Annotated in this window: 23 protein-coding genes and 1 pseudogene; 11 read left to right on the plus strand and 13 right to left on the minus strand. The window is 72.8% G+C overall.

Going from position 1 to position 26390, the window contains the following annotated elements; translation table 11 throughout:
- Positions 1-425: 425 nt before the first annotated feature.
- On the minus strand, positions 426-698 hold the full coding sequence (locus ABZ567_RS26030; protein WP_360793996.1) for a hypothetical protein: 273 nt from the start codon (positions 696-698) through the stop codon (positions 426-428).
- Between the two features lie 312 nt (positions 699-1010).
- On the opposite strand from ABZ567_RS26030, the gene ABZ567_RS26035 reads away from it, so the two are divergent.
- The gene (locus ABZ567_RS26035) at positions 1011-2081 is read left to right on the plus strand and encodes a protein kinase (protein ID WP_360793998.1); all 1071 of its coding nucleotides are present in this window, start codon (positions 1011-1013) and stop codon (positions 2079-2081) included.
- Here ABZ567_RS26035 and ABZ567_RS26040 read toward each other — a convergent pair.
- Positions 2065-2871, minus strand: coding sequence for an SGNH/GDSL hydrolase family protein (locus ABZ567_RS26040; protein WP_360794000.1), 807 nt, complete (start codon positions 2869-2871; stop codon positions 2065-2067). The two genes, ABZ567_RS26035 and ABZ567_RS26040, sit on opposite strands and share 17 nt — an antisense overlap.
- A gap of 646 nt (positions 2872-3517) precedes the next feature.
- On the opposite strand from ABZ567_RS26040, the gene ABZ567_RS26045 reads away from it, so the two are divergent.
- The 4 genes and pseudogenes from ABZ567_RS26045 to ABZ567_RS26060 all read left to right on the plus strand — a co-directional run.
- Positions 3518-4348 (plus strand): glycosyltransferase family 2 protein, encoded by an 831-nt coding sequence (locus ABZ567_RS26045; protein WP_360794002.1) that lies wholly within the window; start codon positions 3518-3520, stop codon positions 4346-4348.
- Complete coding sequence (locus ABZ567_RS26050; RefSeq protein ID WP_360794004.1) at positions 4345-5400, plus strand: glycosyltransferase family 2 protein; 1056 nt, start codon at positions 4345-4347, stop codon at positions 5398-5400. Before ABZ567_RS26045 ends, ABZ567_RS26050 begins: the two co-directional genes overlap by 4 nt.
- Positions 5401-5516: 116 nt before the next feature.
- Positions 5517-6281 (plus strand): polysaccharide deacetylase family protein, encoded by a 765-nt coding sequence (locus ABZ567_RS26055; RefSeq protein ID WP_360794108.1) that lies wholly within the window; start codon positions 5517-5519, stop codon positions 6279-6281.
- Between the two features lie 32 nt (positions 6282-6313).
- Positions 6314-6490, plus strand: a pseudogene (locus tag ABZ567_RS26060) (ATP-binding protein); the annotation flags it as partial.
- A 16-nt stretch (positions 6491-6506) separates the two neighbouring features.
- Here ABZ567_RS26060 and ABZ567_RS26065 read toward each other — a convergent pair.
- On the minus strand, positions 6507-6881 hold the full coding sequence (locus ABZ567_RS26065) for a GntR family transcriptional regulator (protein ID WP_360794006.1): 375 nt from the start codon (positions 6879-6881) through the stop codon (positions 6507-6509).
- Positions 6882-6955: 74 nt separating this feature from the next.
- On the opposite strand from ABZ567_RS26065, the gene ABZ567_RS26070 reads away from it, so the two are divergent.
- Both ABZ567_RS26070 and ABZ567_RS26075 read left to right on the plus strand, forming a co-directional pair.
- The gene (locus ABZ567_RS26070; protein WP_360794008.1) at positions 6956-7879 is read left to right on the plus strand and encodes a GNAT family N-acetyltransferase; all 924 of its coding nucleotides are present in this window, start codon (positions 6956-6958) and stop codon (positions 7877-7879) included.
- Positions 7860-8387, plus strand: coding sequence for a DUF402 domain-containing protein (locus tag ABZ567_RS26075; RefSeq protein WP_360794010.1), 528 nt, complete (start codon positions 7860-7862; stop codon positions 8385-8387). Before ABZ567_RS26070 ends, ABZ567_RS26075 begins: the two co-directional genes overlap by 20 nt.
- A gap of 14 nt (positions 8388-8401) precedes the next feature.
- Here the strand turns inward: ABZ567_RS26075 and ABZ567_RS26080 are convergent, their stop codons facing one another.
- Positions 8402-8812: a DUF6299 family protein gene (locus ABZ567_RS26080; protein WP_360794012.1), complete on the minus strand. Its 411-nt coding sequence runs from the start codon at positions 8810-8812 to the stop codon at positions 8402-8404.
- A gap of 329 nt (positions 8813-9141) precedes the next feature.
- Between ABZ567_RS26080 and ABZ567_RS26085 the strand changes: the two genes are divergently transcribed.
- On the plus strand, positions 9142-10185 hold the full coding sequence (locus ABZ567_RS26085) for a lytic polysaccharide monooxygenase (RefSeq protein ID WP_360794014.1): 1044 nt from the start codon (positions 9142-9144) through the stop codon (positions 10183-10185).
- Positions 10186-10274: 89 nt separating this feature from the next.
- On the opposite strand, the gene ABZ567_RS26090 is transcribed toward ABZ567_RS26085, so the two are convergent.
- The 4 genes from ABZ567_RS26090 to ABZ567_RS26105 all read right to left on the minus strand — a co-directional run bounded on the left by ABZ567_RS26090 (position 10275) and on the right by ABZ567_RS26105 (position 17121).
- Entirely contained in the window at positions 10275-11441 is a 1167-nt protein-coding gene (locus tag ABZ567_RS26090; RefSeq protein ID WP_360794016.1) for a hypothetical protein, read from the minus strand.
- A gap of 214 nt (positions 11442-11655) precedes the next feature.
- Complete coding sequence (locus tag ABZ567_RS26095) at positions 11656-12534, minus strand: alpha/beta fold hydrolase (RefSeq protein ID WP_360794018.1); 879 nt, start codon at positions 12532-12534, stop codon at positions 11656-11658.
- 166 nt (positions 12535-12700) lie between these two features.
- Entirely contained in the window at positions 12701-13660 is a 960-nt protein-coding gene (locus ABZ567_RS26100; protein WP_360794110.1) for a hypothetical protein, read from the minus strand.
- Entirely contained in the window at positions 13657-17121 is a 3465-nt protein-coding gene (locus tag ABZ567_RS26105; protein WP_360794020.1) for a DNA polymerase III subunit alpha, read from the minus strand. The genes ABZ567_RS26100 and ABZ567_RS26105 overlap by 4 nt, the downstream gene beginning before the upstream one ends.
- A gap of 170 nt (positions 17122-17291) precedes the next feature.
- Between ABZ567_RS26105 and ABZ567_RS26110 the strand changes: the two genes are divergently transcribed.
- Positions 17292-18335, plus strand: a complete 1044-nt coding sequence (locus ABZ567_RS26110) for a DUF3533 domain-containing protein (RefSeq protein WP_360794022.1) — start codon at positions 17292-17294, stop codon at positions 18333-18335.
- A gap of 58 nt (positions 18336-18393) precedes the next feature.
- On the opposite strand, the gene ABZ567_RS26115 is transcribed toward ABZ567_RS26110, so the two are convergent.
- A complete protein-coding gene (locus ABZ567_RS26115) occupies positions 18394-19692 on the minus strand; it encodes a DUF5685 family protein (RefSeq protein ID WP_360794024.1) in 1299 nt (432 codons plus the stop codon).
- Positions 19693-20002: 310 nt separating this feature from the next.
- Between ABZ567_RS26115 and ABZ567_RS26120 the strand changes: the two genes are divergently transcribed.
- Positions 20003-20437 carry a cell division protein SepF gene (locus tag ABZ567_RS26120; RefSeq protein ID WP_360794026.1) on the plus strand — a complete coding sequence of 145 codons (435 nt, stop codon included), beginning with the start codon at positions 20003-20005 and terminating at the stop codon, positions 20435-20437.
- A gap of 42 nt (positions 20438-20479) precedes the next feature.
- Here the strand turns inward: ABZ567_RS26120 and ABZ567_RS26125 are convergent, their stop codons facing one another.
- Complete coding sequence (locus ABZ567_RS26125; RefSeq protein WP_360794028.1) at positions 20480-22261, minus strand: MFS transporter; 1782 nt, start codon at positions 22259-22261, stop codon at positions 20480-20482.
- Between the two features lie 405 nt (positions 22262-22666).
- On the opposite strand from ABZ567_RS26125, the gene ABZ567_RS26130 reads away from it, so the two are divergent.
- On the plus strand, positions 22667-23536 hold the full coding sequence (locus ABZ567_RS26130; RefSeq protein ID WP_360794030.1) for a phosphatase PAP2 family protein: 870 nt from the start codon (positions 22667-22669) through the stop codon (positions 23534-23536).
- Between the two features lie 64 nt (positions 23537-23600).
- Here ABZ567_RS26130 and ABZ567_RS26135 read toward each other — a convergent pair whose 3' ends face one another.
- The 3 genes from ABZ567_RS26135 to ABZ567_RS26145 form a co-directional block, all read right to left on the minus strand.
- Positions 23601-23816, minus strand: coding sequence for an I78 family peptidase inhibitor (locus ABZ567_RS26135; RefSeq protein ID WP_360794032.1), 216 nt, complete (start codon positions 23814-23816; stop codon positions 23601-23603).
- A gap of 261 nt (positions 23817-24077) precedes the next feature.
- Complete coding sequence (locus tag ABZ567_RS26140; RefSeq protein WP_360794035.1) at positions 24078-25058, minus strand: YafY family protein; 981 nt, start codon at positions 25056-25058, stop codon at positions 24078-24080.
- Between the two features lie 56 nt (positions 25059-25114).
- Positions 25115-26389: a glycosyltransferase family 4 protein gene (locus tag ABZ567_RS26145; protein ID WP_360794037.1), complete on the minus strand. Its 1275-nt coding sequence runs from the start codon at positions 26387-26389 to the stop codon at positions 25115-25117.
- Position 26390 lies beyond the last annotated feature (1 nt).

Raw genomic sequence — 26390 nt, forward strand, 5'->3', positions numbered from 1 at the left:
CGGCCGTGCCGTCCTGGCCATGAGGCCGGCCACCATGGCTACGGACCAGCCGTCCTGGGCGTGCCGCCGGACACCGCGACTACAGGCCGTGCCGTCCTGGCCATGAGGCCGGCCACCATGGCTACGGACCAGCCGTCCTGGGCGTGCCGCCGGACACCGCGACTACAGGCCGTGCCGTCGTGGCCGCCAGGCCGGCCACCGCAACTACGAGCCCCGCCAGTCCTGACCGTGAGGCCGGCCCGGCGGGCCCGTCGGCCCGGTCGTCCGGGCTTTCGGATCGGCAGTCGGGCCTGTCGTACCCGCCTCCGGGTACGACTGAGCGCCGGACGGGTGGGGACACGTCCGGCGGTGGCGCAGTCGGAGTCGTACGGGCGACCGGGCGGCAGCGGGCGGGACCTCGGGGTGCGCGGCCCGGCACCCGACTCCTAGCGGCGCGTCCCGAAGAGGGAGCGGCGCAGTCGGCGGAGCGGGGCGAAGAGCGAGACCCGCGCACTGCGGCTGCGGTGACCGTGCACCGGCGCCTCGTGCGTACGCGTCGTCAGCTCCCGCATCAGCAGCGTCGCCTCGGCCGCCTCGCGCTGGGGCACGGCGGGACCGCCGAGCACCGCGAGATGACGGTCGAGCCGCGAACTCGTCGCGCCGCTCCCGCAGGTGATGGCAGGCACTCGCGGCCTGCTGCGCATTGCTATCTGTTCCATGTCACTCCCCACCCGTACAAGGGCACCCGACCCAGGGCAGGTTAACCCTATCGCCCCACTCTCACACCCGTGAATCCCGCCGACTGTCACCACGGCACTCGTACGAGGGTTGACGATCACTGTGCGAATACATCCGATTCCAGGGCGAGTTGGACAGCACTCGAACACCTGCCGAACCGTCACGAACCATCCTGCACTCCGGACCGCTCCCCGTCGGCATCCGGACCGGTGTGATCTCCGCCACCAAGATCGTCACACCGGTTCCGGTGACGGACCGGGGCCGGGACGACACCCCTCGGTTACCGTGGATCCATGACGGTGATCGCGGGTCGTTACCGGCTTCTGGACGTCCTCGCCGAGAGGGCGTCGGGCACCGTCTGGCGTGCCCTGGACGAGAAGGAGCGCCACGAGGTGGCCCTCAAGGAGTCCCGGGCCCCGGCGGGGCTCGGGGCCGACGAGGTGCCCCTCCTGCACGCGCGACGCGAGCGCGAGGCGCGGGCGGCCGCCCGGATCTCCCATCCCGCTGTCGTACGGGTCCTCGGAGTGGTCACCGAGGACGGCCGACCCTGGGTCGTGACGGAAATCGTCCGCGGCCTCACCCTCGCCGAGACGCTGGAGGCCGCCGGTCCGCTCCCCCCGCGCGAGGCCGCGCGCGTCGGCGCCGAGGTCCTCTCCGCGCTGCGGGCGGCACGGGAGGCGGGCGCCCCCCACCGGGGTGTGGAGCCGAGACACGTCCTGCTCGCGAACGACGGGCGCGTCCTGGTGACCGGCTTCGGTGCGGCGCCGGGGGACGACCCGGGGCAGGAGGCGGAGCTGAGGTCCCTGGGGGCGCTCCTCCACGCGGCGGCTTCGGCGCTGCCGTCGGCGGACGATCCGACCGGGGCGCTCCGCACCCTGATCGAGGGCCTTTGCCACCCGGACCCCGCCCACCCCCTGACGGTGACGCGGGCCGAGGAGGAGCTGCGGCGGTCGGCCGCGAGCGGGAGGCGACTCCCGCCGGCGGGGCTTTCCGTGCCGGCGGGCGGTGAGCCGGGCGGCGGAGGCGGGGAGGGAAGGGTGAGGGGAAAGGACGAGGAGGGCGGCGACGGGCGGAGCCGGGCGGGGCGTTCCGCCTCACCGCCGCGCGGGACCCACCTGCCGCACCGCACGGCAACGCCCTCCGGGGTACGTCCACCCCAGCCCACGGCGGCGACCCGGCGGCGCCACGTCATCCTCGCGGGGGCGGTCGGCGCCCTGCTGATCGCGGGAGCGCTGACGTATCACGCCGTACGGGACGACGGAGGAGGCACCGGGCCCGGTCCCGGCGGTGTCACGAGCACCGCTCCGACCGGTCCCGGCGCCACGGACGGCGCGGTGGGCGGCCGGGTTACACCGCGTTCCTGAAACTGGGCAGGTAACCGCCGGACTGGCCGGCCGCGGTCGGGTGGTAGGACTCCCCGATGTTGACCCAGTTGACGCTGTGCAGCCAGGCGGAGCCGGAGCAGATCTCGTGCCCGGTGAAGGCGGAGACGACGCTGGAGAACGAGTAGCCGTGGTCGGCGGCCCGCTTGGCGAGTGCGGCGTTGAGATGGTCGGAGGCTCCGTTGATGGCCCGGCGCTCGTTCTCGCTCAGGCCGGCGATGCAGTTGCCGCCGATCTGGTAGAAGCGCGGGTAGCCGAGGACGACGACGCGGGCGGCGGGGGCCTTGTTCCTGATGGCCGTGTAGACGGAGTCGAGCTTGCCGGGGAGGGTGGAGTCCACGTAGCTCTTGGCCTGATTCACGCGGTTGATGCAGGTGGCTTCGGACTGCAGCACACAGGTCGTCATGACGTCGGCGAAACCGGCGTCATTTCCCCCGATCGTGACGGAGACCAGGTCCGTGGCGGCGGAGAGGGGTCCGAGCTGATTGGCGGTCACATCACCCGTTCGGGCACCCGAGCAGGCGGTGAACGCGAAGGAGGACGGGGCGTTCGCGTTCTTCCACAGCACCGGATAGGCCTTCGTGGAGCGCTTGCAGTCGCCGCTCGCGCCGTCATAGCTCCCGGCGCCCACGCCGGAGGAGTACGAGTCCCCGAGCGCCACGTAGTCGAGTGCGGCGGTCTCGGCCGCCTGGGCCGCTCCCGCGCCGGTGAGAGCGAGTACGGCGCCGAGGAGGAGAGAGGACGAAAGGGCGGTGAATCGGGACAGTCTCATGGAACCTCCCTGTAGCAGGATCTCTGCGCTACCAGGTAGTAGCATCGGATCCGCCGCGCCGGAAGTGTTCATGTCAAAACTGGGGGTGAACATCATCCGATCCTCCGTCAGCGACCGTCGGGATTCAGCCAGGGTGGAACCGGAGCCTCCGGTCCCACCGAGCGAACACACGTGATCGAACGTGACCGCGACACGTTCACACAGCAATGCACAAAAGTGTGATCCTGTCTCAGGATTCCCTGCTTCCCCTTGGATTGATCGAATCCGATCGGGACGGTGGCGCTTCTGACCGGCGAAGCTTCGCCAAACTGCGGAAAAGCGGGCCGCAGATCCGGGACTTGCCATACAGTCCCATTCATCAATACCGTCGTACATCTCACCCGCACCGGTCCATCAAGCACAGCGGCTCAGGGGAGGGCTCTAGCGTCGCGACGGATCCGGAGTGGGGCGCGGTAGGGGGGTGCCGTGCTCGGTGTTCGAACGTGCGCCGAGTCGCGGGTACCGCGCGGCCAGACATGCCAACTCACCGATCTCGTACAGAGATCGTTTCTGTGCGGGCGAGGTGAGAACCCCCCTTTCGAACCGGACACACCATCGGACCGCCCAAGGGGTGGGCGGCCCACCGGACGAGAGGGAGACCAGAGCCATGAGCTCGTTCCTGCGCCCATCCATCACGGGCCACGAATTGACCGAGCCGCGTCGAATAGCCGCCGAGTACCGGGCCATCACCTCACATTTGGCGATCACTCCGCCGGTGAGTGTGGTCATTCCCGCGATGAACGAAGCCGAAAATCTTCCGTACGTCTTCAAGACGCTGCCGGAATGGATACACGAGGTCGTCCTCGTCGACGGAAACTCCACCGACAGAACGGTCGATGTCGCCCGTGAACTCTGGCCGGACGTCAAAGTCGTCAAGCAGGTCGGCAAGGGCAAGGGCGACGCCCTGATCAGCGGTTTCGCAGCCTGCACCGGCGACATCATCGTGATGGTCGACGCGGACGGCTCGGCCGACGGCCAGGAGATCGTCTCCTATGTCTCCGCCCTCGTCGGCGGCGCCGACTTCGCCAAGGGTTCCCGTTTCGCCAACGGCGGCGGCACGGACGACATGACGACCATTCGCAGACTCGGCAACTGGGCCCTCTGCAGCCTCGTCAACCGCAAGTTCGGCGCCCGGTACACCGACCTCTGCTACGGCTACAACGCCTTCTGGCGCCACTGCCTCGACAAGATCACCCTCGACTGCACCGGATTCGAGATCGAGACCCTGATCAACATCCGGGTCGTCAAGGCCGGTCTCAAGGTGCAGGAGGTGCCGAGTCACGAATACAACCGCATTCACGGCGTCAGCAACCTCAACGCCGTGCGCGACGGGATCCGCGTCCTGAAGGTCATCCTCAAGGAGAAGTCCCTCGCCAAGGCGGCCCGCCGCAGGCCCGCCCCCTTCTCGGTCAACATCCCCCGTGGAGAGGTGTCTTGAGCGACCGCACGTCCCCGCACGGCTTCTCGGTGGTGATCTGCGTCTACACGGAGGAGCGGTGGGAGGACATCCTCGCCGCCGTCGACTCCGTACGGAAGCAGTCGCAGCCGGCGCTGGAGACGCTGCTCGTGGTCGACCACAACGAGCGGCTCCTCTCCCGGCTGACCGAGGAGTACGCGGACCAGCGGCTCCACGAGGAAGTGCGGGTGCTCGCCAACGCGGGCCCCCGCGGCCTCTCCGCGGGCCGCAACACCGGAATCGCCGCCGCCAGGGGCGAGTTCGTGGCCTTTCTCGACGACGACGCGGTCGCCGAGCGGGACTGGCTCCACCACTTCGCCGCCGCCTACGACGACCCGCGCGTCATGGCCGTCGGCGGCCGGACCCTGCCCGCCTGGGCGTCCGGCCACCGCCCGGCCTGGTTCCCGGAGGAGTTCGACTGGGTCGTCGGCTGTACGTACCGGGGCCTGCCCCCGGGCCGGGTCCCCGTGCGCAACGTGCTCGGCGGCAACGCCTCCTTCCGCCGCACCGCCTTCGACGCGTCGGGCGGTTTCGCCACCGGTATCGGCCGCGACGGCGACCGCAGGCCCCTCGGGGGCGAGGAGACCGAGCTGTGCATCCGGCTCGCCAAGGCCCTGCCCGGGGCGATCCTCCTCATCGACGACCGGGCCGTCATCCACCACAAGGTGCCGGCCGTCCGCGAACGCTTCGCCTACTTCCGTACCCGGGTCTACGCCGAGGGGCTCTCCAAGGCACTCGTCGCGCGGAGCGTCGGTGCGCAGAAGGGCCTGGAGTCCGAGCGCCGTTACACGACGCGGGTGTTGCCCTCCGGGGTCCTGCGCGGACTGCGTGACGCGCTGTACGGCCGCTCCGGCGGCGCGGGCCGGGCCTGCGCGATCGTGACGGGCGTGGCCGTGGCGGCCGGGGGCTACGCCCTCGGCTCCCTCCGCGCGCGCAGGGGCGGGACGACCTTCTCGTGGGGACCGATCGAGGGGACCGGGGCTCCCGGCGCCGCACGCGCCGAGGCCGGCGCATCCGAAGGAGCGGCCTCGTGAACGACCCCACCGCCGTGCCGCACATCGGGAACGAATCCGCCGCCGTGCCGGTCGCCGTGAGCGGATCCGCCACCAGGCCGGACCTCGTGAACGACACCGCCGCCGTGCCGGTCCTCATGTACCACGCCGTCGACCCGGACCCCGCTCCCGCGACCCTGGGGCTCTCCGTCACCCCCGAGGCGTTCGCGGCGCAGATGGAGGTGGTCGCCGAGCGGGGGTTCACCCCGCTGACCACCGCCGGGCTCGCCACCGCCTGGCGCACCGGCGGTCCGCTGCCCGCCCGGCCGCTGCTCGTCACGTTCGACGACGGGTACGAGGGCGTGCACCGGTACGCATTGCCGGTGCTCGCCGAGCACTCCTTCGTGAGCACCGTCTTCGTCTCCACCGGCTGGCTGCCCGGCAGGCACACGACCGGGGGCGCGCTCGACGCCATGCTCGACTGGGCGCAGGTGCGGGAACTCGCCGACGCGGGAACGGAGATCGGCGGACACAGCCACACCCACCCGCAGCTGGACCAGCTCGACGCGCGGCGGCTCCGGTTCGAGACGCTGCGCTGCCGGGAGATCGTCGCCGAGGAACTCGGTTCCGCTCCGGTGTCGTTCGCCTACCCGTACGGCTACTCCAGCCGCCGGGTCCGCCGTACGGTCCGGGAGGCGGGTTTCACGCAGGCGCTCGCCGTCGGCAACGCCCTGGCACGGCGCCGGCAGGGGCCGTACGCGCTGGAGCGGGTCACCGTGCGCAGGTCGACGGACGTCGCGGAGTTCACCCGGCTCGTCGAGGGCCGGGCGATCGCCCGGAACTTCGCGGCCGACCGGGCCATGACGAAGGGGTACGCGCTGGCGCGGCGCGCCCGTGGCGCCGTGCGGGGCCACTGGATCTGACGTACCGCGGGCCGTCGCCCGGAGGGGTCGTCCTGGCCCGGATCGAGGTGGGGCCGCTGACCCGCGCGGAGTCGGTGGCCTGGCTCGGGCGCGAGGAGGACGTGCCGCGCGAGGGCGCGACGCTCGCGGAGCTGTTCGCCCTGCGCCGCGGCACGCCCCCGGCGGAGCTCCCGGAACCCCGCAACGCGGGGGCGGGCCTGTACCTGTAGGTCCTTCGTCTCGGTGTCAGCTGTCGTACGCGGCCCGGAGGGCCTCGCTCAGCGCCGCCTCCGCCGCCTCGCGGCTGAGGCCGAGGCGGCGCGCCTCCTCGGCGTACCGGGCGGCGGCGGTGGCGGCCAGGCGGGTCGCGGCGTCGCCCGCCGCGGCGACGAAGGTCCCGTGGCGACCGCGTGTCTCGATGACCCCGTCCGCCTCGAGCGCCTTGTACGCCTTGGCGACCGTGTTGGCGGCGAGGCCCAGCTGCTCCGCGAGCCCTCGTACCGTCGGCAGCTTGTATCCGACCGGCAGCCGGCCCGACCGGGCCCGTTCCGAGATCTGGGCACGCAGTTGTTCGTAGGGAGCGGTGGTGGATTCGTGGTCCACGACGATGGTGAGTGTCACGCCGCCGATTCTGCCCCCACCCCACCGGAAAAGGGGAGGCGGCGGTGAGCCCCCGACCCGTAGCGTGCGACCCCATGACAACGATCGTGCGTGATGTGCGGGCCGAGGACGCCGAGGGTTTCGCCCGGGTCCGGCGGGCCGCGCTCCCCTTCATGCTCGCGACCGCCGAGCAGCTCGTGTTCGACTGGGCGCGCGCCCACCCCGACAGCCACTACCGTCCGCTGGTCGCGGTGACCGAAGACGGCGGGATCGTCGGCACCGCGCAGGTGGGGATCGCCCACGAGGCGGCCGAGCCGGGCATCGGCTTCGTCAACGTGTACGTGGACCCGGCGCACCTCGGGCGCGGCGCGGGGACGCTGCTGCTGCGGGCCGCCGAGGAGCACCTGGCCGAGCGGGGCGCGCTCACCCTGTACAGCTGGGTCCTGGACGAGCCGGCGCACCGCGCGTGGGCCGTGCGGCGCGGCTACGCGCCGAGCCGTTCCGCGCACTTCCTGCGCCTCGACCTGGCCAGGGTCGAGCTGCCGCCGCTCCAGGCGCCGCCGGCCGGTGTCGAGCTGCTCACCGCCGAGGCCTTCGCGGCCGATCCGCGGCCGCTGTTCGAGCTGGACGCGGTGACGACGGCCGACGAACCGGGCGATGTGGGGACGCGGCTCGACGACTACGCGCACTGGCGGGCGACCACCTGGGAGCATCCTCTCTTCGACAGGGCGCTGACGACGGTCGCGGTGGTGGACGGCGTGCCGGCGGCGTTCAGCGCGGGCCAGACGGACGGTCTCGGCCGGTACGCCACGGGGATGACCGGTACGGCCCCGGCGTTTCGCGGGCGGGGGTTCGCCAAGCTCGCGAAGAACGCCTCGCTGCACCGGGCCCGCGCCGCCGGCTGCACGGAGGCGTTCACAGGGAACGACGCCGACAACGGGCCGATGCTGGCGATCAACAAGTGGTTCGGGTACGAGATCAGGGCGACGGAGGTACGGCATGTCCGGACGATCGGTTGAGGTCACCCTGACGAAGGCGGGCCGGACGAAGATCCGCTATCCGGCGGAGGTGCTCGCGGAGGACGGGGGCCGGCTCTCGGTGCGTGCTCCGTGGGCGGCGGAGGGCGTACGGGACTTCGGGTTCGTGCGGTTCGAGCCGGGCGATGTCTTCGTGGAGCACTACTGGCGGGACCGCTGGTTCACCGTCAAGGAGGTGTGGTCCGCCGACGGGGTCCTCAAGGGCTGGTACTGCGACATCACCCGGCCGGCCGTGATCGACGGTTCCGGGGTGGTGGTGGAGGACCTGGACCTGGACCTGTGGGTGTCGGCGGACGGCAGCGAGGTGCTGCGGCTCGACGAGGACGAGTTCGCGGCGAGCGGGCTCGCCGCCTCCGACCCGGAGGCGGCGGCGCGTGCCGTCGTCGCCCTGGACGAGCTGGAGGTGCTCGGCCGCGAGGGCCTGGTCGAGCTGCTGGGCCGGAGGTCTTCGTTCGGATCGGCCCGGCCGGATCCGCACGAGAGGTCCTAGTCACCCCTGGCGCATCACCGCAGTTCGACGGCCGATGTCGTGACGGCGAGGAAGTCGGGTGCGGGGAGGCCCGCCTTGCCGGTCGTCAGCTGCATGAGGGTGGCCTGTACCCGGGCCGCGCCGGGCCGGTAGGCGGGGTCCTTCACGACGGCGGTGTGGATCCACTCGTGGAGGTGCCCGTCACAGACGGCCCGGGTGCCGCCGATGCCGGCGGAGCTGTCGCCCTGGAAGAGGGTGGAGCCGACGAAGACGGGGCCGGCGGTGTCGTCGAGGCAGCGGTAGCTGCCGGAGAGGGTCACCGTGCTGTCGCCGCCGACGGTTCCGTAGCCGTGGACGGAGACGTCGTCGGTGCCTTCGGCGTGGGCGAGGGAGGCGGCGGCGGAGGCCAGCAGGACGCCTGTGGCGAGGGCGAGTCGGACGCGCATGAGCGGGGTCCTTTCGGGGTGGGGGGATGGTGCTGCCCGCCAGGGATACCCGATCCGGCCGCCGCCTGTCCGAAACTCACCCCATCGGCGGCGAGTTGAGGAGCTTTCGGCGGTGCATACGATCGTACGGTCCGCCCGCGCGGCGCTCCACGACGCCGCACCTCGGCCAAGCCGAGTTCCCCGGCGTTCCTGAGGCGGCTCTTTGCTCCGCCTTAATGCGGTCCTAAGAATCGTCCTCCTGCCTTCTCCACCGGCTTTTTCGCGGTCGGCGGCGGCTAGCTTGCTGGGCAACCCCCCACGCCCCACCCTCGTGAAGGAGCTGTCCCCCCATGACCTCTCGCCGCACCGCCGCAGCCGTCACCGCCGGCACCGTACTGGCCCTGTCCGGGCTCGCCGCCGGCCCCGCGTCCGCGCACGGGTCGATGACCGATCCGGTGAGCCGGGTCTCGGCCTGTTACGCGGAAGGGCCCGAGTCCCCGAGGTCGGAGGCGTGCAAGGCGGCGGTGGCGGCGAGCGGGGCGCAGGCGTTCTACGACTGGAACGCGGTGAACATCGCGAACGCCGCCGGGAAGCACCGGGAGCTGATCCCGGACGGCAAGCTGTGCAGCGCGGGCAACGACAAGTACCGGGGGCTCGACCTGGCGCGGGCCGACTGGCCGGCGAGCGGCATGAAGTCCGGTGCGCACAGCTTCCGTTACAAGGGCACCGCGCCGCACCGGGGCTCGTTCGAGCTGTACGTGACGAAGGACGGGTACGACCCGTCGAAGCCGCTGACGTGGTCGGACCTGGAGGAGCGGCCGTTCGCGACGGTGACGAACCCGCGGATGGAGAGCGGCGACTACGTCTTCGAGGGCACGGTGCCGAACAGGTCCGGCCGGCACCTGATCTACTCGATCTGGCAGCGCTCCGACTCCCCCGAGGCGTTCTACACCTGCTCGGACGTCGTGTTCGGGCAGGACAACGGGGGTACGGCCCCGGCGCCGACCGCCTCCGCGCCGAGTGACGAGCAGATCGAGGCGGGCCAGGACGAGTCCTCGGTCGAGCACGGCGGGCACGGGGACGCCGACCCCGCTACGGGCGCGGAGGAGACGGCGGCGGCACCGGCCGCGGGCGGCTCGGCCACGACGGCTCCCGCGCAGGGATCGGCGCAGGGATCCACGGAGGGGTCCACGGGCGGGGCGGCGCAGGAGTCCACGGAGGCGCCGGCGCAGGAGCCCGACGGGCCCGCCCCCGCCGCCGGTTCGGGCTCCGGTGAGCGGTTGGCCGAGACCGGTGGCGACGCCGCCACCCCGTATCTCGCGATCGGCGGCGCCGCCGTGCTCGCCGTGGGCGCGGCCGTCCTCTTCGGGACGACCCACCGTCGCCGGGCCTGAGGACCTGCCGGTCCGACGCGCGTCCGGAGCGGGCGCGCGTCCGCCCGGGCGGCACGAGGCTGCCCGGGCGGAGGTGCCTGCGGTGGGCCTCAGGTACTGTCCGCCGCGCCTGCCATCCTCGTATGACGGACCACCGCCGCGCCGGTCAGGAGGACCACGGCCACGGCGCTCAGCAGCGCCAGGGCCTTCGCCCAGGCGAAGGTGGTGCCGAGACTGCTGCTCAGCAGGTCGACGGTGCGGGCGCTCGCGACTCCGTGGAGCGCGATGACGACGATGGCGAGCCCCGCGACGGCGGCCCAGACGAGCAGGGTGTCCCGGGCGGCGAGCCACACCGCGCCCACCAGGCAGAGCACGGTGACGACCACGGACACGGTCTCCGCGTCGCCGCCGCCGGAGCGCAGACCCGCGAGGTCCGTCGGCACGTGGAGGAGGCCGCAGACGAACAGCGCGACCGCCGTCGGCCAGCGCAGCGCGGACCGCAGCGCCGGGGAGGTGCTGTGGCTGCCGGGCCCCGTGGCCAGCCCGCCGTCGAGGGTCGCCCTCGGCCGGTCGGCGGCGCCCTTGCCCCGCTTGGGGCCGGCGTCTCCACCGGTGTCGCCGTCCTGGCCCGGCCCGGCCTTCCGCTCTGCGGGCTGCCAGTCGCTGCTGTCGGTCCCGAGGATGCCGACGAGACGCACCACGTCCTCGATCGGCCGGCCGACCGCCGCGGCGCGGAGCGTGGTCTCGGCCTGGTGGAGGTCGTACCCCGAGGCGTTCAGGAGGGCGAGCAGCTGCCGTACCTCGTCCAGGGGGCGGGTGACGGCGGCCGCGCGGAGTGCCACGTCGGCGGGGCTGGACAGTTCGCCGGTCTCCTGGAGCCGGGCGACCAGTGCCGCGACCTCCGCCACGGGGCGCTCGGTCGCCGCGGTCCGCAGGAGCGTGTGAACGGCCTCGTCACCGGTCTCGTCCCTGCTCTGGGGCTCCTTGACCGGGGTCACCGGCTCGTCCTCGCCCTTCGACTCCCTGACCGGGACCACCGTCACGACCGGGACGGCCGGGGGCAGGGCCGGCCGGGTGGGGAGGGGTGGCGGGAAGAGCGTGGAGGCGGGGGGCGGAGTGGGAGTCAGGGTGGGGGGCGGAGTCGGGGTAGGGGTCGGGGTCGGGGTCGGGGTCGGGGTCGGGGAGACAGCCGAGTGGAGGGTCGGGCCGCGGGTGGGCCCTGCGGTCGGTTCTATCTCGTCTTCCGCCGGGTGGGCGGGGGGAAGGTCGGTGGTCATGTCACAGGCTCCGTTCGTGAACATTCCGCAGGCGTTCACTGAGGCTGTCTCGTGATGCGCCAGAAACGCACGCTTGACACCGATTAGCCCCCATCCGATGACGCTGCGCCATCAGTGGGCGGTCTTATGGAGCCGATGGGGTGACACAACTGCCGGGACGTGCCGTGACGGTGCGGCCGGGCCCCTCGCGGGGGTCCCGGCCGCACCGTCACGGTCAGCCGACCACCGAGAGGCAGGTGGTCGGGGTGGCGCGGGCCGGGTCGAGGGCGTTGGCTACCTCGTGGAAGGTGACCCGGTCCACCGTGCCGATCGCCACGTGCTCGGACAGATCGAGCGCGCACTTGTCCTGGATGAGGACGTTGGTGACGTTCGGGCCGGACAGGAACTGGGAGCGGTACGGGGTGACGACCTCGTCGTAGCGGGTCGCGATGACGTGGTAACGGACCCCGGGGACGGTGTCGCCGCCCTCGTTGAGCGCGGTGAGGAAGGGCGAGCCGGCGATCTGGTCGGCGAGGGCCGGGGTGGTGGCGCTGATCAGGTCCTCGGCGCCGGGGAAGTGCGGGAGCAATCTGGTGAGGCCGAGGAGGGTGGTGCCGTGGTTGTCGGGGGCGATCCCGACGAGCGCGTTCACCTCGTCGGCCCCGCCGAGGAACTTGAGGTACCAGCGGGGCATCATGCCGCCCTGGGAGTGTCCGACGAGGTCGACCTCGGGGGCGCCGGTGGCGGCGAGGACCCGGTCGACGTAGCTGTCGAGCTGTCCCGCGGACGTGGCGATGGGGCCGAGCCCGTGGAAGAACGGCACGTTCGGCAGTCGGCCGTAGTCCAGGGAGAAGACGCAGTACCCGCGGTTGACCAGGTACGGCGCGAGGACGAGCCAGTTGTCGACGGAGTTCCCGAAGGTGCCGTGGACGAGGACGACGGGGCGCGGGTGGGCGGCGGAGGGCTTGCAGGAGAAGTCGTTCCAGCCCCTGCTGGTGGTGGCGGTCTCGGCCTGGGCGGAGGCGGCGGTGGTCGGGGCGAGCGTGGCGGCGACGGTGAGGAGCAGGACGGACAGCGCTCTGGCGGCGTGCTTCCAGGGACTCCGGGGCAGCATCGGGCGATCTCCTTGCGGCTCAAGGGGAGAGTGGGGTGTGACGCCCTGCGGTCCGGACCACAAGTGGGGATGCGCTTCAGCCAAGCTACGCACGGGTAGCCTCGGCTGGGAAGTTACGCGTCGGTAAAAAGTGATCTGCCGTCAGAAAGACGTAGGTGTAGGGCAGTTAGGCCGCAAGGGAGCCCGGGAGGATCGCACGCGGGCCGAATCTCGCCCGTGCCCGGTCGGCCACCGCCTCGATCCGCCGGGCCTTCTCGTCCGTCGGGTCCAGGGACAGCTGGTGGGCGACCCCCTCGGCGTCCGTCAGCCCCTCGGCACGCAGGGCGATGCCCCGCACCCGGGCCCGCTGGAGACCGAAGGAGTCGTGGACGGCGTACGCGAGGGTGGCGAGGGCCGCCGAGTGGGCGCCGGGTTCGGGCAGGGTGCGGCTCCGGGTGGTGGTGGTCCGGTCGGCGTACCGCACGGTGACGGCGAGCGCGCGGCACACCTGCCCCTCGGTCCGCAGCCGGGTGCCCAGCTCCTCGGCGAGCGAGAGGAGGGCCCTGCGCTGTTCCGTCCGGTCGGTCTCGTCGCGCGGGAAGGCGCGTTCGGCCGCGACCGACCGGGAGGCCGCGTGCGGGACGACGGGGGTGCGGTCGATGCCCCGGGCCCGTTCCCACACCTCACGGCCGGCTTTCGCGCCGATGAGCCGCTGGAGCACGGGGAGCGGCGCGTCCGCGACGCGTCCGGCGGAGTCGAGCCCGTAGCCGCAGAGGGTACGCGCGGTGGTCCGGCCGACGCCGTCGAGCGCGACGACCGGCCGGTCGCGCAGGAAGGCGGCGGGGTCGTCGACGACGAGGGTGACACCGGGCCGGGCCTCACGGGCGGCCATCCGGGCCAGCATCGGGTTGGGCCCGGCGCCGATGACGCAGTCGACGCCGTACAGGGCGAGCGCCCTGACCCGGATCACGGAGGCGAGTTCGGCCGGGGTCCGGTCGAAGTAGCGCAGCGCGCCGCGCACGTCGGCGAGCGCCTCGCCGGGTGGGGTGGCCTCGACGGTCGGGGTGAACTCGCCCAGGAGGTCGATGAGTCGGGGGAAGAGGGCTTCCCCCGGTGGTTCGAGCCGGAACCGTACGCAGAGGATCATCCCGCGCTCCCCTGGCTGCTGTGCCACAGCTTCCTTCCGCTCGTGACGCCTTCGCCGGCCGGCTTGAGGTCGGCCCAGGGGTTCATCTCGTACCCGGTGGGCATCGTGATGCGGCGGCCGGAGTCGCCGCCCGCACCGGACGGCGCGGGTTCGGCGAGACGCTCCCCCACCGCGTGCAGACCGCCGGACGCCCGCAGTTCGACGAGTTCGGCGAGGTTCCAGGCGGCGGCGCCGACCACGCTGACGCTGCGGGGGCCGCGCCGCTGCACCACGCCCCGGACGAGGAGCAGCCAGGAGTGGAAGACGGTGTGGGCGCAGCGCTCGTGGGCGTCGTCGAAGAAGGCGAGGTCGACCAGGCCGGTGCCGTCGTCGAGGGTGGTGAAGATGATCCGCCGGCCGGAGCGGATCGGCGGGGTCTGGGTGGCGGCCTTGGCGCCCGCGACGAGGACGGTCCGGCCGTGCGGGGTCTCGCGGAGGCGCTGGGCGGAGACGACGCCGAGCTCTTCGAGGAAGGCGCGGTGGTCGCCCATGAGATGGCGGGAGGCGTCCATGCCGAGGATGCCGAGTTCGGCGCTGAGGCGTTCCGTCTCGTCGAGGTCGGGCAGGCCGACGGGGGCGGTCCTGCCGCCCTGGGCGAGGGGGAGCTGTCCGCCGTGGGAGGCGGCTCCCCGCTGGACGCGCCGGAGTTCGGTGAGGTGGAGGAGGAGGTCACGGCGGTTGGCGCCGAAGGCGTCGAGAGCGCCGACCTGGGCGAGTCGTTCGGCGACGGGGGTGCGGGGGCGGGCCCGTTCCCAGAAGTCGAGGAGGGAGGCGTAGGGCTGTCCGGCCTCGATGCGGGCGCTCTCGTTCTCTCCGATGCCGTGGACGTCGGTCAGGCCGAGCCGGAGTCCCCACCGCACCGGTGAATCAGACACCAGTTCGATACGATGAGCGACCGCCGACCGGTTCACGTCGAGCGGCAGCACCGGCACCCCGCGCCGCCGCGCGTCCGCGAGCAGCAGCCGCTTGGGATACATGCCGGGGTCATGGGTGAGCAGCCCGGCGTAGAAGGCGGCCGGGTGGTGCGCCTTGAGCCAGGCCGACTGGTACGTCGGCACGGCGAAGGCCACCGCGTGCGCCTTGCAGAAGCCGTACGAACCGAAGGCCTCCACGATCCCCCAGGTCCGGGCGACGACCTCGTCCGCGTATCCGCGCGCCGAGGCCTGCCGGGCGAACCAGAGCTTGATCCGGCCCTGCGACTCGGGGTCGGAGAGCCCGCGCCGCACCTGGTCGGCCTCGTCCCGGCGGCAGCCGGTCATGATCCGTACGATCTCGATGATCTGCTCGTGGAAGACGACCACGCCGTACGTGTCCTTCAGCGTCTCCTCCAGGTCGGGGTGCGGGTAGCGGGCGGGGGCGCGGCCGTGCCGGGCCTCCACGAAGGGGCGGACCATGTCGGCGGCGACGGGCCCCGGCCGGAAGAGCGAGATGTCGACGACGAGGTCGTGGAACGTGGCGGGCTGGAGCCGGCCGACCAGGTCGCGCTGGCCCGGCGACTCGATCTGGAAGCAGCCGAGGGTCTCGGTGGAGCGGATGAGCCGGTACGTCTCGGGGTCGCCCTCCGGGATCGCGTCGATGTCCGGCCGGGTGCCCGTGGCCCGCTCGACCTCGGCGACCGCGTGGGCCATCGCGGACTGCATCCGCACCCCGAGGACGTCCAGCTTGAGCAGCCCGAGGTCCTCCGCGTCCTCCTTGTCGAACTGGGACATGGGGAACCCTTCGCCGCTGGTGGGCACCACGGGGGTACGGGTGAGCAGCGAGGCGTCCGAGAGCAGCACCCCACAGGGGTGCATGGCGGTTCCGCGCGGCAGCGCGTCGAGCGCCTGGACCAGCTCCCAGAGCTTCCCGTACTTCCCCTTCTCCCCCGCGAGCGCGCGCAGCTCGGGCAGCTCGTCGAGGGCGACGAGCGCGTCCCGGGCGCGGATGTGCGGGAAGGCCTTGGCGATCCGGTCGATCTCGGCCGGATCCATGGAGAGGGCCGCGCCCACGTCCCGTACCGCGTGGCGGACCCGGTAGGTCTCGGGCATGGCGACGGTGGCGACGCGCGCGGTGCCGAAACGGTCGATGATCGCCCGGTACACCTCAAGACGGCGGGCGGACTCCACGTCGACGTCGATGTCGGGCAGGGCGGTGCGGCGCTTGGAGAGGAAGCGTTCCATCAGCAGGCCGTGCTCGACCGGGTCGGCGTGGGCGATGCCGAGGAGGTGGTTGACGAGGGAGCCGGCGCCGGAGCCGCGGGCGGCGACCCGGATGCCCATGCCCCGGACGTCGTCGACGACCTGGGCGACCGTCAGGAAGTAGGTGGCGAAGCCGTGGTGGGCGATGACGTCCAGCTCGCGGTGCATCCGGTCCCAGTAGTCGCGCCGCTTCTCGTACCCCTTCAGGACCATGCCGGCGGCGGCCCGGGAGGTGAGGACGCGCTGGGCGGTGCGGTGCTCCGCGCCGACGAGGTGCGGTTCGGGGAAGTGGGCGGAGCCCATGCCGAGGTCGTCCTCGGGGTCGACCAGGCAGGCGGCGGCGACCGCCGCGGTCCGGTCGAGGAGCCGGTCGGCGGTGTCCCTGCGGAAGCCGGCGGCCTCGACGATCCGCTCGGCGGCGGCCCGCATCCCGTCGGGTCCTTCGAGGCCCTTGAGCCACGCCTCGCCGCTGTCGAGTTCCTTGCGGGGGTCGATGGGGACCAGGCGGCGGGCGGAGTCGAGGACGTCGGCGACCTGGCCCTGGCCGGTGTCGGCGTAGCGGACGGCGTTGCCGATGACGGGCCGGACGCCCTGCTCGGCCGCGAAGCCGACGGTACGGGCGGCGAGCCGGAGGGAGCCGGAGCCCGCGCCGGTGCGGCCGTGGTCGACGGCCATGAGCCGCAGCGCGTCGCCGCACCGTTCGCGCCAGGGGGCGAGCAGCCGGGCGGCCCGGTCGGGGCGTCCGGCGGCGAGGGCGCGGCCGACGTCGGACGCGGGGCCGAGCAGGACGAACACGTCGTCGTCGCGCACGGCGGACCAGGGCAGCAGGGGCCGCTCCCCTCCGCCGGCGTGGGCGGCCGTGACCATCGCGCAGAGGGAGGCCCAGCCGGTGCGGGAGCGGGCGAGGAAGACGGCGCGGGGCGCGGACTCGTCGATGAAGGCCCCGCCCCGGACGGGCACCCGGCGGGCGGACGCGCGGTCGGCGGCGGGTCCGGGTCCGGGGGCGTCGGCGGACCCGGGGACGCCGGCCGCCTCGTACGCCAGGTCCACGCCGAACAGGGGGCGGATGCCCTCCTTCGCGCAGGCCTTGGCGAAGCGGACCGTGCCCGCGAGGGTGTCGCGGTCGGTCAGGGCGAGCGCGTCCATGCCGCGCTCGGCGGCGCGGGCGGCGAGCCGCTCGGGGTGCGAGGCGCCGTACCGGAGGGAGAAGCCCGACGCGGTGTGCAGATGCGTGAATCCCGGCATGGCGCACCTCCCGCACTCCCGCATTGATTCGTACGTACGTTCCCACCCCCTTGCTCTTCACCCTAACCCATTTCGAACGTCCGTACGATAAGCCGGGCGGGCCTGCCTCCCCTCAGCCATTCGGGCGCGGCCCACCTGCGGAAATATCCCCTGCCCCGGAGCGTGAGGGCATGAGCCTCGTCGACGAACTGAAAAGCGCCGTCACACCCCGAGCCGCCCTCCTGGTCGTCGGCGTCCTCGCCCTCCAGCTCCTGTTCATCGCCTCGTACGTCGGGGCGCTGCACCACCCCGAGCCGAGGGACGTGCCCTTCGGCGTCGTCGCGCCGCCCCAGGTCTCCGCCCAGCTCCTCGGCCGGCTGGAGAGCCTCCCCGGCGACCCGCTCGACCCCCGTACGGTCACCGACGAGGCCGAGGCACGGAAGCAGATCCTGGACCGGGACCTCGACGGCGCCCTGATCGTCGCCCCCCGCGGCCGCACCGACACCCTGCTCGTCGCATCCGGTGGCGGCACCGTGCTCTCCTCGGCCCTGGAGACGATCTTCACCCGGGTGGAGGGGGCCCAGCAGCGGACCGTGCGGACGGTCGACGTGGCCCCCGCCTCGCCGGGCGACTTCGACGGACTCTCCGCCTTCTACCTCGTCGTCGGCTGGTGCGTCGGCGGCTACATCTGCGCCGCGATCCTGGCGATCAGCGCGGGCTCCCGGCCCGCGAACCGCGAACGCGCGGTCATCCGGCTGGGCGTCCTCGCGCTCTACTCGGTCCTCGGCGGTCTCGGCGGCGCGGTCATCGTCGGCCCGATCCTGGACGCTCTGCCCGGCGGCGTCGCCGCCCTGTGGGGGCTCGGCACCCTGGTCGTCTTCGCCGTCGGCGCCGCCACCCTCGCCCTGCAGGCGGTCTTCGGGATCGTCGGCATCGGCCTGGCGATCCTGCTGATCGTGATCGCCGGCAACCCCAGCGCGGGCGGCGCCTTCCCGCTGCCGATGCTGCCCCCGTTCTGGAACGCGATCGGCCCCGCCCTGCCACCGGGCGCGGGCACCTGGGCGGCGCGCTCGATCGCGTACTTCAAGGGCAACGACATGACCGGCTCGATGCTGGTCCTGTCGGCCTGGGCGGTCGTCGGCGCGGCGATCACCCTGGTGATGTCCTCACTGAAGCGCGAACCCGAGTCGGAGCCGGTCTCCGCCGACGGCCCCGGGACGCCGGGGAGAGCCTGACCCGGTACCTGGCGAGGGCCTCGGGAACCGGCTGGGGGATCGTGGGGCGGACGGTTCGTCAGCAGTCGCAGCCACAGCCACAGTCGCCGCAGCAGCCCTCCCCCTCGCAGCAGGAGGAGCAGTTGCTGCAGCAGTCACAGCAGTCGCAGCAGTCGCCGGGGTCGCACTGCTTGCAGAGCCCGTCACGCCGCTGACGGCTCCAGGGGTCTTCGAAGCCCCCGCAGCACATCTGGCAGGTGCAGGCCAGACCCACCCAGAGGGCGCACCCGGCTATCAGCCCGCGCCGGTTCGGCGGTCCGGGCGGGAACGGCCCACCGGGCCCGCCCGGACCGCCGGGACCGGGGGCGTACGGCCCGCCCGGACCGCCCGGACCGCCGGGGCCAGGGGCGTACGGGTAACCGGGGCCGGGGCCGTCGGGGGCGTACGGGTTCCCCGGCACCGGTCCCTGGCCGTGGGCGGCTCCGTGGCCCTGCCCCGCCCCGGGGGTCACGTGCGAGCAGCTCGTCGTGCCGAAGGCGCGGTTCACCGAGGTGCGCAGTTCGTGGGCGAGGAGGACGTGGGCCAGCCTGCCGTCGGCGAACTCGGCGTCCCGCAGCGCGAGCCGGATGCCGTGGAGGGCGTCGTCGGCGAGCCTGCGGGCCTCCTCGCGGGAGGTGCCGGTCGCGGTGAGCGGGTTCCAGGCGCCGCTCGCCGCGTCGGCGGTCTGGTCCTCAACGGCGTCCAGGACGTGCGCGAGGCGGCCGAAGAGGCGGCCCGCCTCGGCGAGCGGCTTCGCGTTCCCCGGCCGTCCCGCGAGGACGGCGGTGTGGGCGAAGGCGGCCGCGGTCGCGGTCTCGGTCGGTTCGGTGACGGTGAGCAGGGAGGTGCCGGGGCCCGCGAGGTCCTCGATCCCGGTCTGGCGGTCGACGGCGTCGACGAGGACGGCCGTGTCGAAGCCGAGGGCATGGCCGGTCCTGGCGCCGGCCCTGTCCCAGGAGCGGGCGACCCGGCGGGCCGCGGCGGCGACGGGCCGCCGGGCCAACAGGCCGTCCCGGTCGGCGACGTGGTCCCGTACCTTCGCCGAGGCGAGAACGAGCGAGACGGCGGCGGCGAGGCGCGCGCCCTCACCCTGGGCGACGGGCGCGGTCCGCATCCCGCGCAGGGGGCAGGGGCCGGCGGTGCGCCGCCCGCCGGTCACGGCACCGGTCTGAGCCTCCGTCAGGACCGAGACGATGAGGCCGTCGTAGTTGGTGACGACCCGGGCGAACTGGCCGTGGTCGGCGCGAAGTGCCAGGCAGAGGCCGCAGAGATGGGCCATCCACTCGACTTTCAGGCCATCGGTGAGCCGATGGGCACAGGGCCTGACGATTCCGAACAAGTGACTCCCCCGAGAACGGTGCGCGGCCCGCCGAGCGGCCTCGCGGCATGGTGACGAGCGGGGGCGTTCACCCGTACGCGCCCATCGTCACCCTTCCGGCCAGACTTTCATATTTTCAGCTACATGGCCCTCCCTCACCCCCCGCATACCGCAAGATTCCTGACGAATCGCCAGCAAAGGCGCTCACGTTCTGCACCAGTACCGTCACGAATCCTCAGCGCGGCGCCCAACCGCTTGGCGCACGATCCGCATCATGGACGACGATAGGGATATGCGGAACCACAAGTGACCGCGCTGAAAGGAGGCGTCCATGGGATCGGTGCGCAAGGCAAGTGCCTGGCTGGGACTCGTCGAGGACAACGACGAGCGTTACTACGACGACGAGTACGCCGACGGTGCCGAGAACGGCGACGCCTGGGTGACGGACCCTCGGGTCCGGGTCGCCACGGACACCGCCGAGGACCGGGGCCGCCGGATCGCCACCGTCTCCCCGGACGGCTTCCGGGACGCCCGCGGCATCGGAGAGCTCTTCCGCGACGGGGTTCCGGTGATCGTGAACCTGACCGCGATGGAGCCGGGCGACGCCAAGCGCGTGGTCGACTTCGCCGCCGGCCTCGCCTTCGGTCTGCGCGGCTCGATCGAGCGCGTGGCGACGCGGGTCTTCCTGCTGACCCCGGCCGACACCCAGATCGTCACCGGTGACTCGGGCCGCCGCCGGCAGGACGGCTTCTTCAACCAGAGCTGAGCGGGTCCGCCGGCCCGGCCGGACACCACCCGGGCGACCGGGTCAGCGCGCCGGACGCCCCGATCCGGCGGGCTCGATCGCTTCCCGGGTCGCGGGCACCCGCGACACGGACGGCCGGGAGAGCCCGGAGGGCTCAGGACACGCGGCCACTTCCGGGGGCCCCGAGGACCCCACGGGGCCCGGACGCCCCGCCCGCTCCGGAAGAACCGGCACCGCCGCCGTCTCCGGAAGACCGAGCACCGACTGCTTCGCAAGACCCGGAACCGCCGTCTCCTCCGGATCGGCCGGGCAATCCATCACCCGGGGCAGGCGCCGCGCCATCGCCGCGCCGAGCAGCAGCAGCCCCGCGCTGACGAAGAGCGTGACGTGCAGCCCGTCCACGAAGGCGTGCCGGGCGGCCTGGTGCAGGGCGCCGCCGGCCGCGCCGCCCAGCTGGTCGGCGACCTGGTAGGCCTCCCCCAGCGAGTTCGCCGCGGCCGCGCTCGCCTCCGCGGGCACCCCGGGGACGGCGGCGAGCCCGGGGGCGTACGCCGCGTTCATCACACTGCCGAGCAGGGCGATGCCCATGCCCGCGCCGAGCTGGTACGAGGTCTCGCCGATCGCGGCCGCGCCGCCCGCGCTCCGCTGCGGCGCCTCGCTGAGCATCGACTCGTACGCCGAGAAGAGCGTGGTCTGCAGACCGAAGCCGAGCAGGACGAAGCCCGTCGTCAGCAGCAGCGGCCGGTCGTGCTGCCCCATGAAGGTGAGCAGCAGCACGGCGGCGGCGGTGAGCACGAAGCCCCATCCGACCATCCGGCGCGGCCCGACCCTGCGCAGGGTGTACGAGCCGGTGGCGCCCGCGGCCATGGCGGCGAAGGTGAGCGGAAGCAGCCGGAGCCCGGTCTCCAGGGGCGTGAGGCCGAGGACCAGCTGGAGGTACTGGACGGCGATCAGCTCGAGGCCGACCAGGGCCAGCATGGCGAGCACGATGCAGCCGACCGAGGCGGTGAAGGCCGCCCGGGAGAAGAGCCGCATGTCGATCAGGGGGTGCGGGCGCCGCTTCTGCCGCCGCACGAAGAGGACGAGGAGCGCTGCGCCGAGCAGCAGCGGCCCGGCTGTCGGCAGGGCGAGGAGCGGGTCGCCGGCCCCGGCGCGCTTGACGCCGAGGACGCAGCCGAGGACACCGGCGGCGGCCATGAGCGCGCCGAGGACGTCCCAGGGTCCGTCGGCGGCTCCCCGGGACTCGGGGAGGAGTCGTCGGCCGAGCGGCAGGATCAGTGCCATCAGCGGGATGTTGATGAGGAAGACGGAGCCCCACCAGTAGTGCTCGACGAGGAAGCCGCCGAGTACCGGTCCGGTGGCGGCGCCGACCGCGGCGACCGCGGTCCAGACGCCGATGGCGGTGGCGCGCTCCCGCCGGTCGGGGAAGACCGTCCGGAGAATGGAGAGCGTGGCGGGCATGATCATGGCGCCGCCGACGCCGAGCAGCGCGCGGGCCGCGATGAGGACCGAGGGTTCGGTGGCGAGCGCGGCGACCGCCGAGGCGATGCCGAACAGCGCGTAGCCGAGGAGGAGGACTCTCCGCCGTCCGACCCGGTCCCCGAGGGTGCCGAAGAGGATGAGGAGCGAGGCGCAGATCAGGGGATAGGCGTCGACGATCCAGAGGAGCGCCGTGGAGCTGGGGCGCAGGTCCTCGGTGAGCGAGGGGACGGCGACGTGGAGGATGGTCGCGTCGAGGGCGACCAGCAGGAGACTGATGCAGAGGACGAGGAGGACGACCCAGCGGTTGGCTCCGCCGCCGACGGCGGCACGCGGTGGTCCTTGGGCCGTGTTCGTCCGCGACATGTCCGTACCTCCCAGTGAAGCTCTCGCGCTCGGCGGGCCCCGACCAGGGCTTATGCCCCTGGAGCGGCCCGGCATCGACGGGCGAGTGAGCCGTCAGCGTACGCGAGTTCACGCCCCGAGCGCGTGGTGCAGCTCTCACACCGGCGGGCCCGCCGGTGTGGCGTACGCCACTCGGGGCGGCCCGTGCGTCGCATGCAATTCCGCACGGACGTCCGTTTGAAGCAATTCCCGCGCGTTCAAACACTCTTCCGGAATCACCCTTACGGCAATAGGGCGGAAGGTCATCTGATTTCCTGACGGACGACGGCAATAGGTCGGCCACTGAGACCTACTCCACATCACATCAACATCACGAAGGGAGCGGATCGACCGGGTCGGCTTCTCACTCCCTGTAACGTCGATTGGGTGCGTACCGACATCTTTGCCCGGCTGGACCGGGAGCCGGAACCGCCGAAGATAGAGGTCCCGCGGATGACCCGCACGCGTCTCGCCCTCTTCGGCGGGACGTCTGCGTTCTATCTCGCCATGGTCGTCGCCGTGCTGCTCTCGACGTGGCTGGTGACCCTCGACTGGAAGATCATGCTCTTCCGGCCCTACCAGCAGTGGCCGGAGATCCACGGCTTCCTCGACTACTACGTCGTCCTCGGCCAGCGCGGCCCCACGGCCGTCATGGTGGCGGCCTGGCTGGGCTGGCGCTCCTGGCGCCAGCACACCCTGCGGCCCCTGCTCTGCCTCGGCGCCGCCCTGCTGCTCCTCAACGTCTCGGTCGGCTCGGTCAAGCTGGGACTCGGCCGCCTCGGACCCCACTACGCGACCCAGGTCGGCTCCGCCGAGCTCTTCGCGGGGGGCGATATATTCCCCTCCGGTCACACCGCCAACGCGGTCGTGACCTGGGGCATCCTCGCCTATCTGGCGACCACCCCGCGGGCCAGACGCTATCTGTCGGCGCTCTCCGCGGTGGTCGCGCTCGGCGTCGGTCTCACCACCGTCTACCTGGGCACGCACTGGCTGAGCGACGTCCTCCTCGGCTGGGCGGCCGGGCTCCTCATCCTGCTCGCGCTCCCCTGGTGCGAGCCGGTCATCGCCGTGGCGGAGTCCTGGATCCTCGCCGTGCGTGACGGAGTACGGGAGCGGCTGCGGGACCGTCGCCGTCTGGTGCCCTCGCTGCCGGTGGCCTCCGGCGGCCCCCGCCCGGGGCTCTTCCCGGGAACCGAGGAACCGGTCAGGGAGACGGTGGGAGTGGCCGGCCACCGCACTCCCGCGACCGGCGGCTGACCCCCGCCCCTCCGGGCATGCGAAGGGCCCCGGCCGTCAGCGGCCGGGGCCCTTCGCATGTCTCTCAGCCGACCCAGCAGCGGGTGACCGTGCCGTCCTCGACCTCGAAGTTGAGGCGTCCGACCAGGTACTCCATCGTGATGATCGAGCCGGGCGGCAGAGACCTCACGGTGCTCCAGCCCCGCGTCTTCGCGAGCTGTGCGGCGCCTTCCGCGGCCAGGCCCACATAGGACTCGGGGGCGTCGCGGGGCGGTTCGGGAGTGCGCGATGTGGGTGCCATGCCCTCACGTTAGTCCCTTTGCGGTCACGCTTGTGTCACAAGTTCTCGACATATGTCCGCTGTACCCGCCACCGCGCGGAGGGATGCTTTCCAGCCGTTTCTCCAGCAATTCCGAAGAACTACCGGCAGTTCGCACGACGGACCCGGAAGCGGGAACGGAAGCATCGATAGCGGGGGCGCAATTCCCCCTTCCCCCGCGCCCGTCCGGAATTGCGCGGGCGACGCGCGGGCGGGGCGCTTCACTCATCCCTTACACAATGCTTACGGTCTCCGACCCTCGGTCTGCCGGTCGAGAGCGCGGGACAACAGGTCCCTGAGCGCCCGCACCCGGTCGACGAGCTCCGGCGGGTCCAGCACCTCGAACTCGAAGCCGATCATCGCCACGTGGATCACCATCACGTCGAGGCTGTGGGCGCCGGTCCGCAGCAGACAGGCGTGCTCCCCGTCCGCCGTGAGGACACCGTCCGCCGCGCCGACGACCGCGGCGGCCTCCGCGAGCGGCACATGCAGCCGGATCGTCGCCTCGGTCGCGTAGACGGCGGTGGACACGCCCTTCGCCACATAGGCGGCCAGGTCGTCGGCTGGCGGCTCGCGGGGAGGGAAGCGGGGCCCGTGCGGCGGTGTCGGCGTGATCCGGTCGGCCCGGAAGGTGCGCCAGTCGGCCCGGTCCACGTCCCAGCCGACCAGGTACCAGCGGCGCTCGCTGCACACCAGACGGTGCGGCTCGACGGTCCTGCGGGTGGCCGCCCCGCCGTGGTCGCGGTACTCGAAGCGCAGCCGCTCGGCGTCCCGGCAGGCGTTGGCGAGTTCGGTGAGCACCGCCGGGTCGATCCGCTCGCGCGGGGTGCGCAGCATCGGCACGGTGAAGTCGTTCAGGGCGCTCACCCGGCGTCGCAGCCGTCCGGGGAGCACCTGTTCCAGCTTGGCCAGAGCACGGACGGAGCTCTCGCCGATGCCCTCGACGCCCTGCCCGGCGGCGGCGCGCAGGCCGACCGCGACCGCCACGGCCTCCTCGTCGTCGAGGAGCAGCGGCGGCAGCTCGGCCCCGGCGCCCAGCTGGTAGCCGCCGCCGGTACCGGGGCTCGCGTTGACGGGGTATCCGAGTTCCCGCAGCCGGTCGACGTCCCTGCGTACGGTGCGGGGTGTGACCCCGAGCCGGTCGGCGAGGGCGGCGCCGGACCACTCGCGGTGGGCCTGGAGCAACGAGAGCAGACGCAAGAGCCGTGCGGAGGTCTCCAACATGGCGCCGAGTCTGCCAGCCCTCGCGGACGGCTTCTGTCCGCAAGGGCCGCCGGTCGTCAGCGGAAGCGGCGGACCAGCCGGCCGACCCGGGCCTTCAGCGTGTAGACCGCGTCGACGGCCCGGCCCACCCCGCGGTGGAGCGACGCCCTGCCCTCGGGGTGGGTCCGCCGGCTCGCGCCCCGCTCGACGAGTTCCGTCCAGAGCGTCTCGTGCCGGGCGGCGATGCGGGCCGGGTCGAAGCGCTCGGAGGCGGCGAGCGCCGCCCGTGCCGTCTTGGCGCGCAGCTCGTCGTCCTCGATCAGCCTGGACAGTGCCCGTGCGAACGCGGCCACGTCGTCGACCGGCACCAGGAACCCGTCGGTCCCGTCCTCGATGATCTCGCGGGGCCCGTGCGGGCAGTCGGTGGAGACGACCGGGAGCCCGCAGCGCATCGCCTCGACGATGGTCATGCCGAAGGACTCGCGCTGCGAGGTCACGGCGGCGATCGAGGCCTTGGCCAGCTCAGGTTCCAGCGGGGTCACCGAGCCCATGAGGAAGACCTGCTCGCCGAGCCCCCGGTCCTTGATCTGCCGGGTCAGCGGCCCCTTGAGGTCCTGGACCGCGTCGCCGGTGCCGTAGATCCGCAGCTTCCAGTCGGGGTGGTCGGCGGCCACCTCCGCGAAGGCGTCGATCAGCAGGTCGTACCGCTTGACGCGGGTCAGCCGGCCCGCGGCGACGACGGTCTTCGCCGCGGGGTCGGCAGGCGGCACGGACGGCGCGGGCACGCTGTTGGGCACGGCCTCGATCCGTACGCCGGGCAACCCCAGCTTCCGGTAGGCGCGGGCGTCCGCGTCGGTGACCGTCGTGACGGCGTCCAGGAGCGCGTACTCGTGGCCGATGTCCCGGCGCAGCCGGTAGCCGTGCCCGTCCAGGATCAGGTGCTCCTGGCCGACGAGGACCGGCCCCCGCCGGGCCTGCCGGGTGAGGTGCACGTTGAGTCCGGGGCGGGTGCCGACGAGGACGTCGGCCTCCACGCCCCGCAGGTGCTCCCCGATCCGGGCGTCGGTGAGGGCGCTGTACTGCTTCCAGCGTCCGTCGCCGCGCGGGAAGACCTCGGCGGGACGGTGCAGGTCGGGGTGGTCGCCGTCGTACCCGGGGCTGTCCTTGCGCAGGTCGACGAGGTGACGCAGGGTCACCCCCGACGGCAGTCCGAGAAGGGGTCGGTCACGGTGGCGGAACACCGAGACGATCTCGACCTCGTGACGTTCCGCCAGTTCCTCGGCGAGGGTGAACGTGGTCCGGATGGTGCCGCCGTAGTGGTAGCCGTTGTGGAGCAGAAAGGAAATACGCATC

The organism is Streptomyces sp. NPDC016459 (assembly GCF_040632845.1).
Lineage (GTDB): Bacteria > Actinomycetota > Actinomycetes > Streptomycetales > Streptomycetaceae > Streptomyces.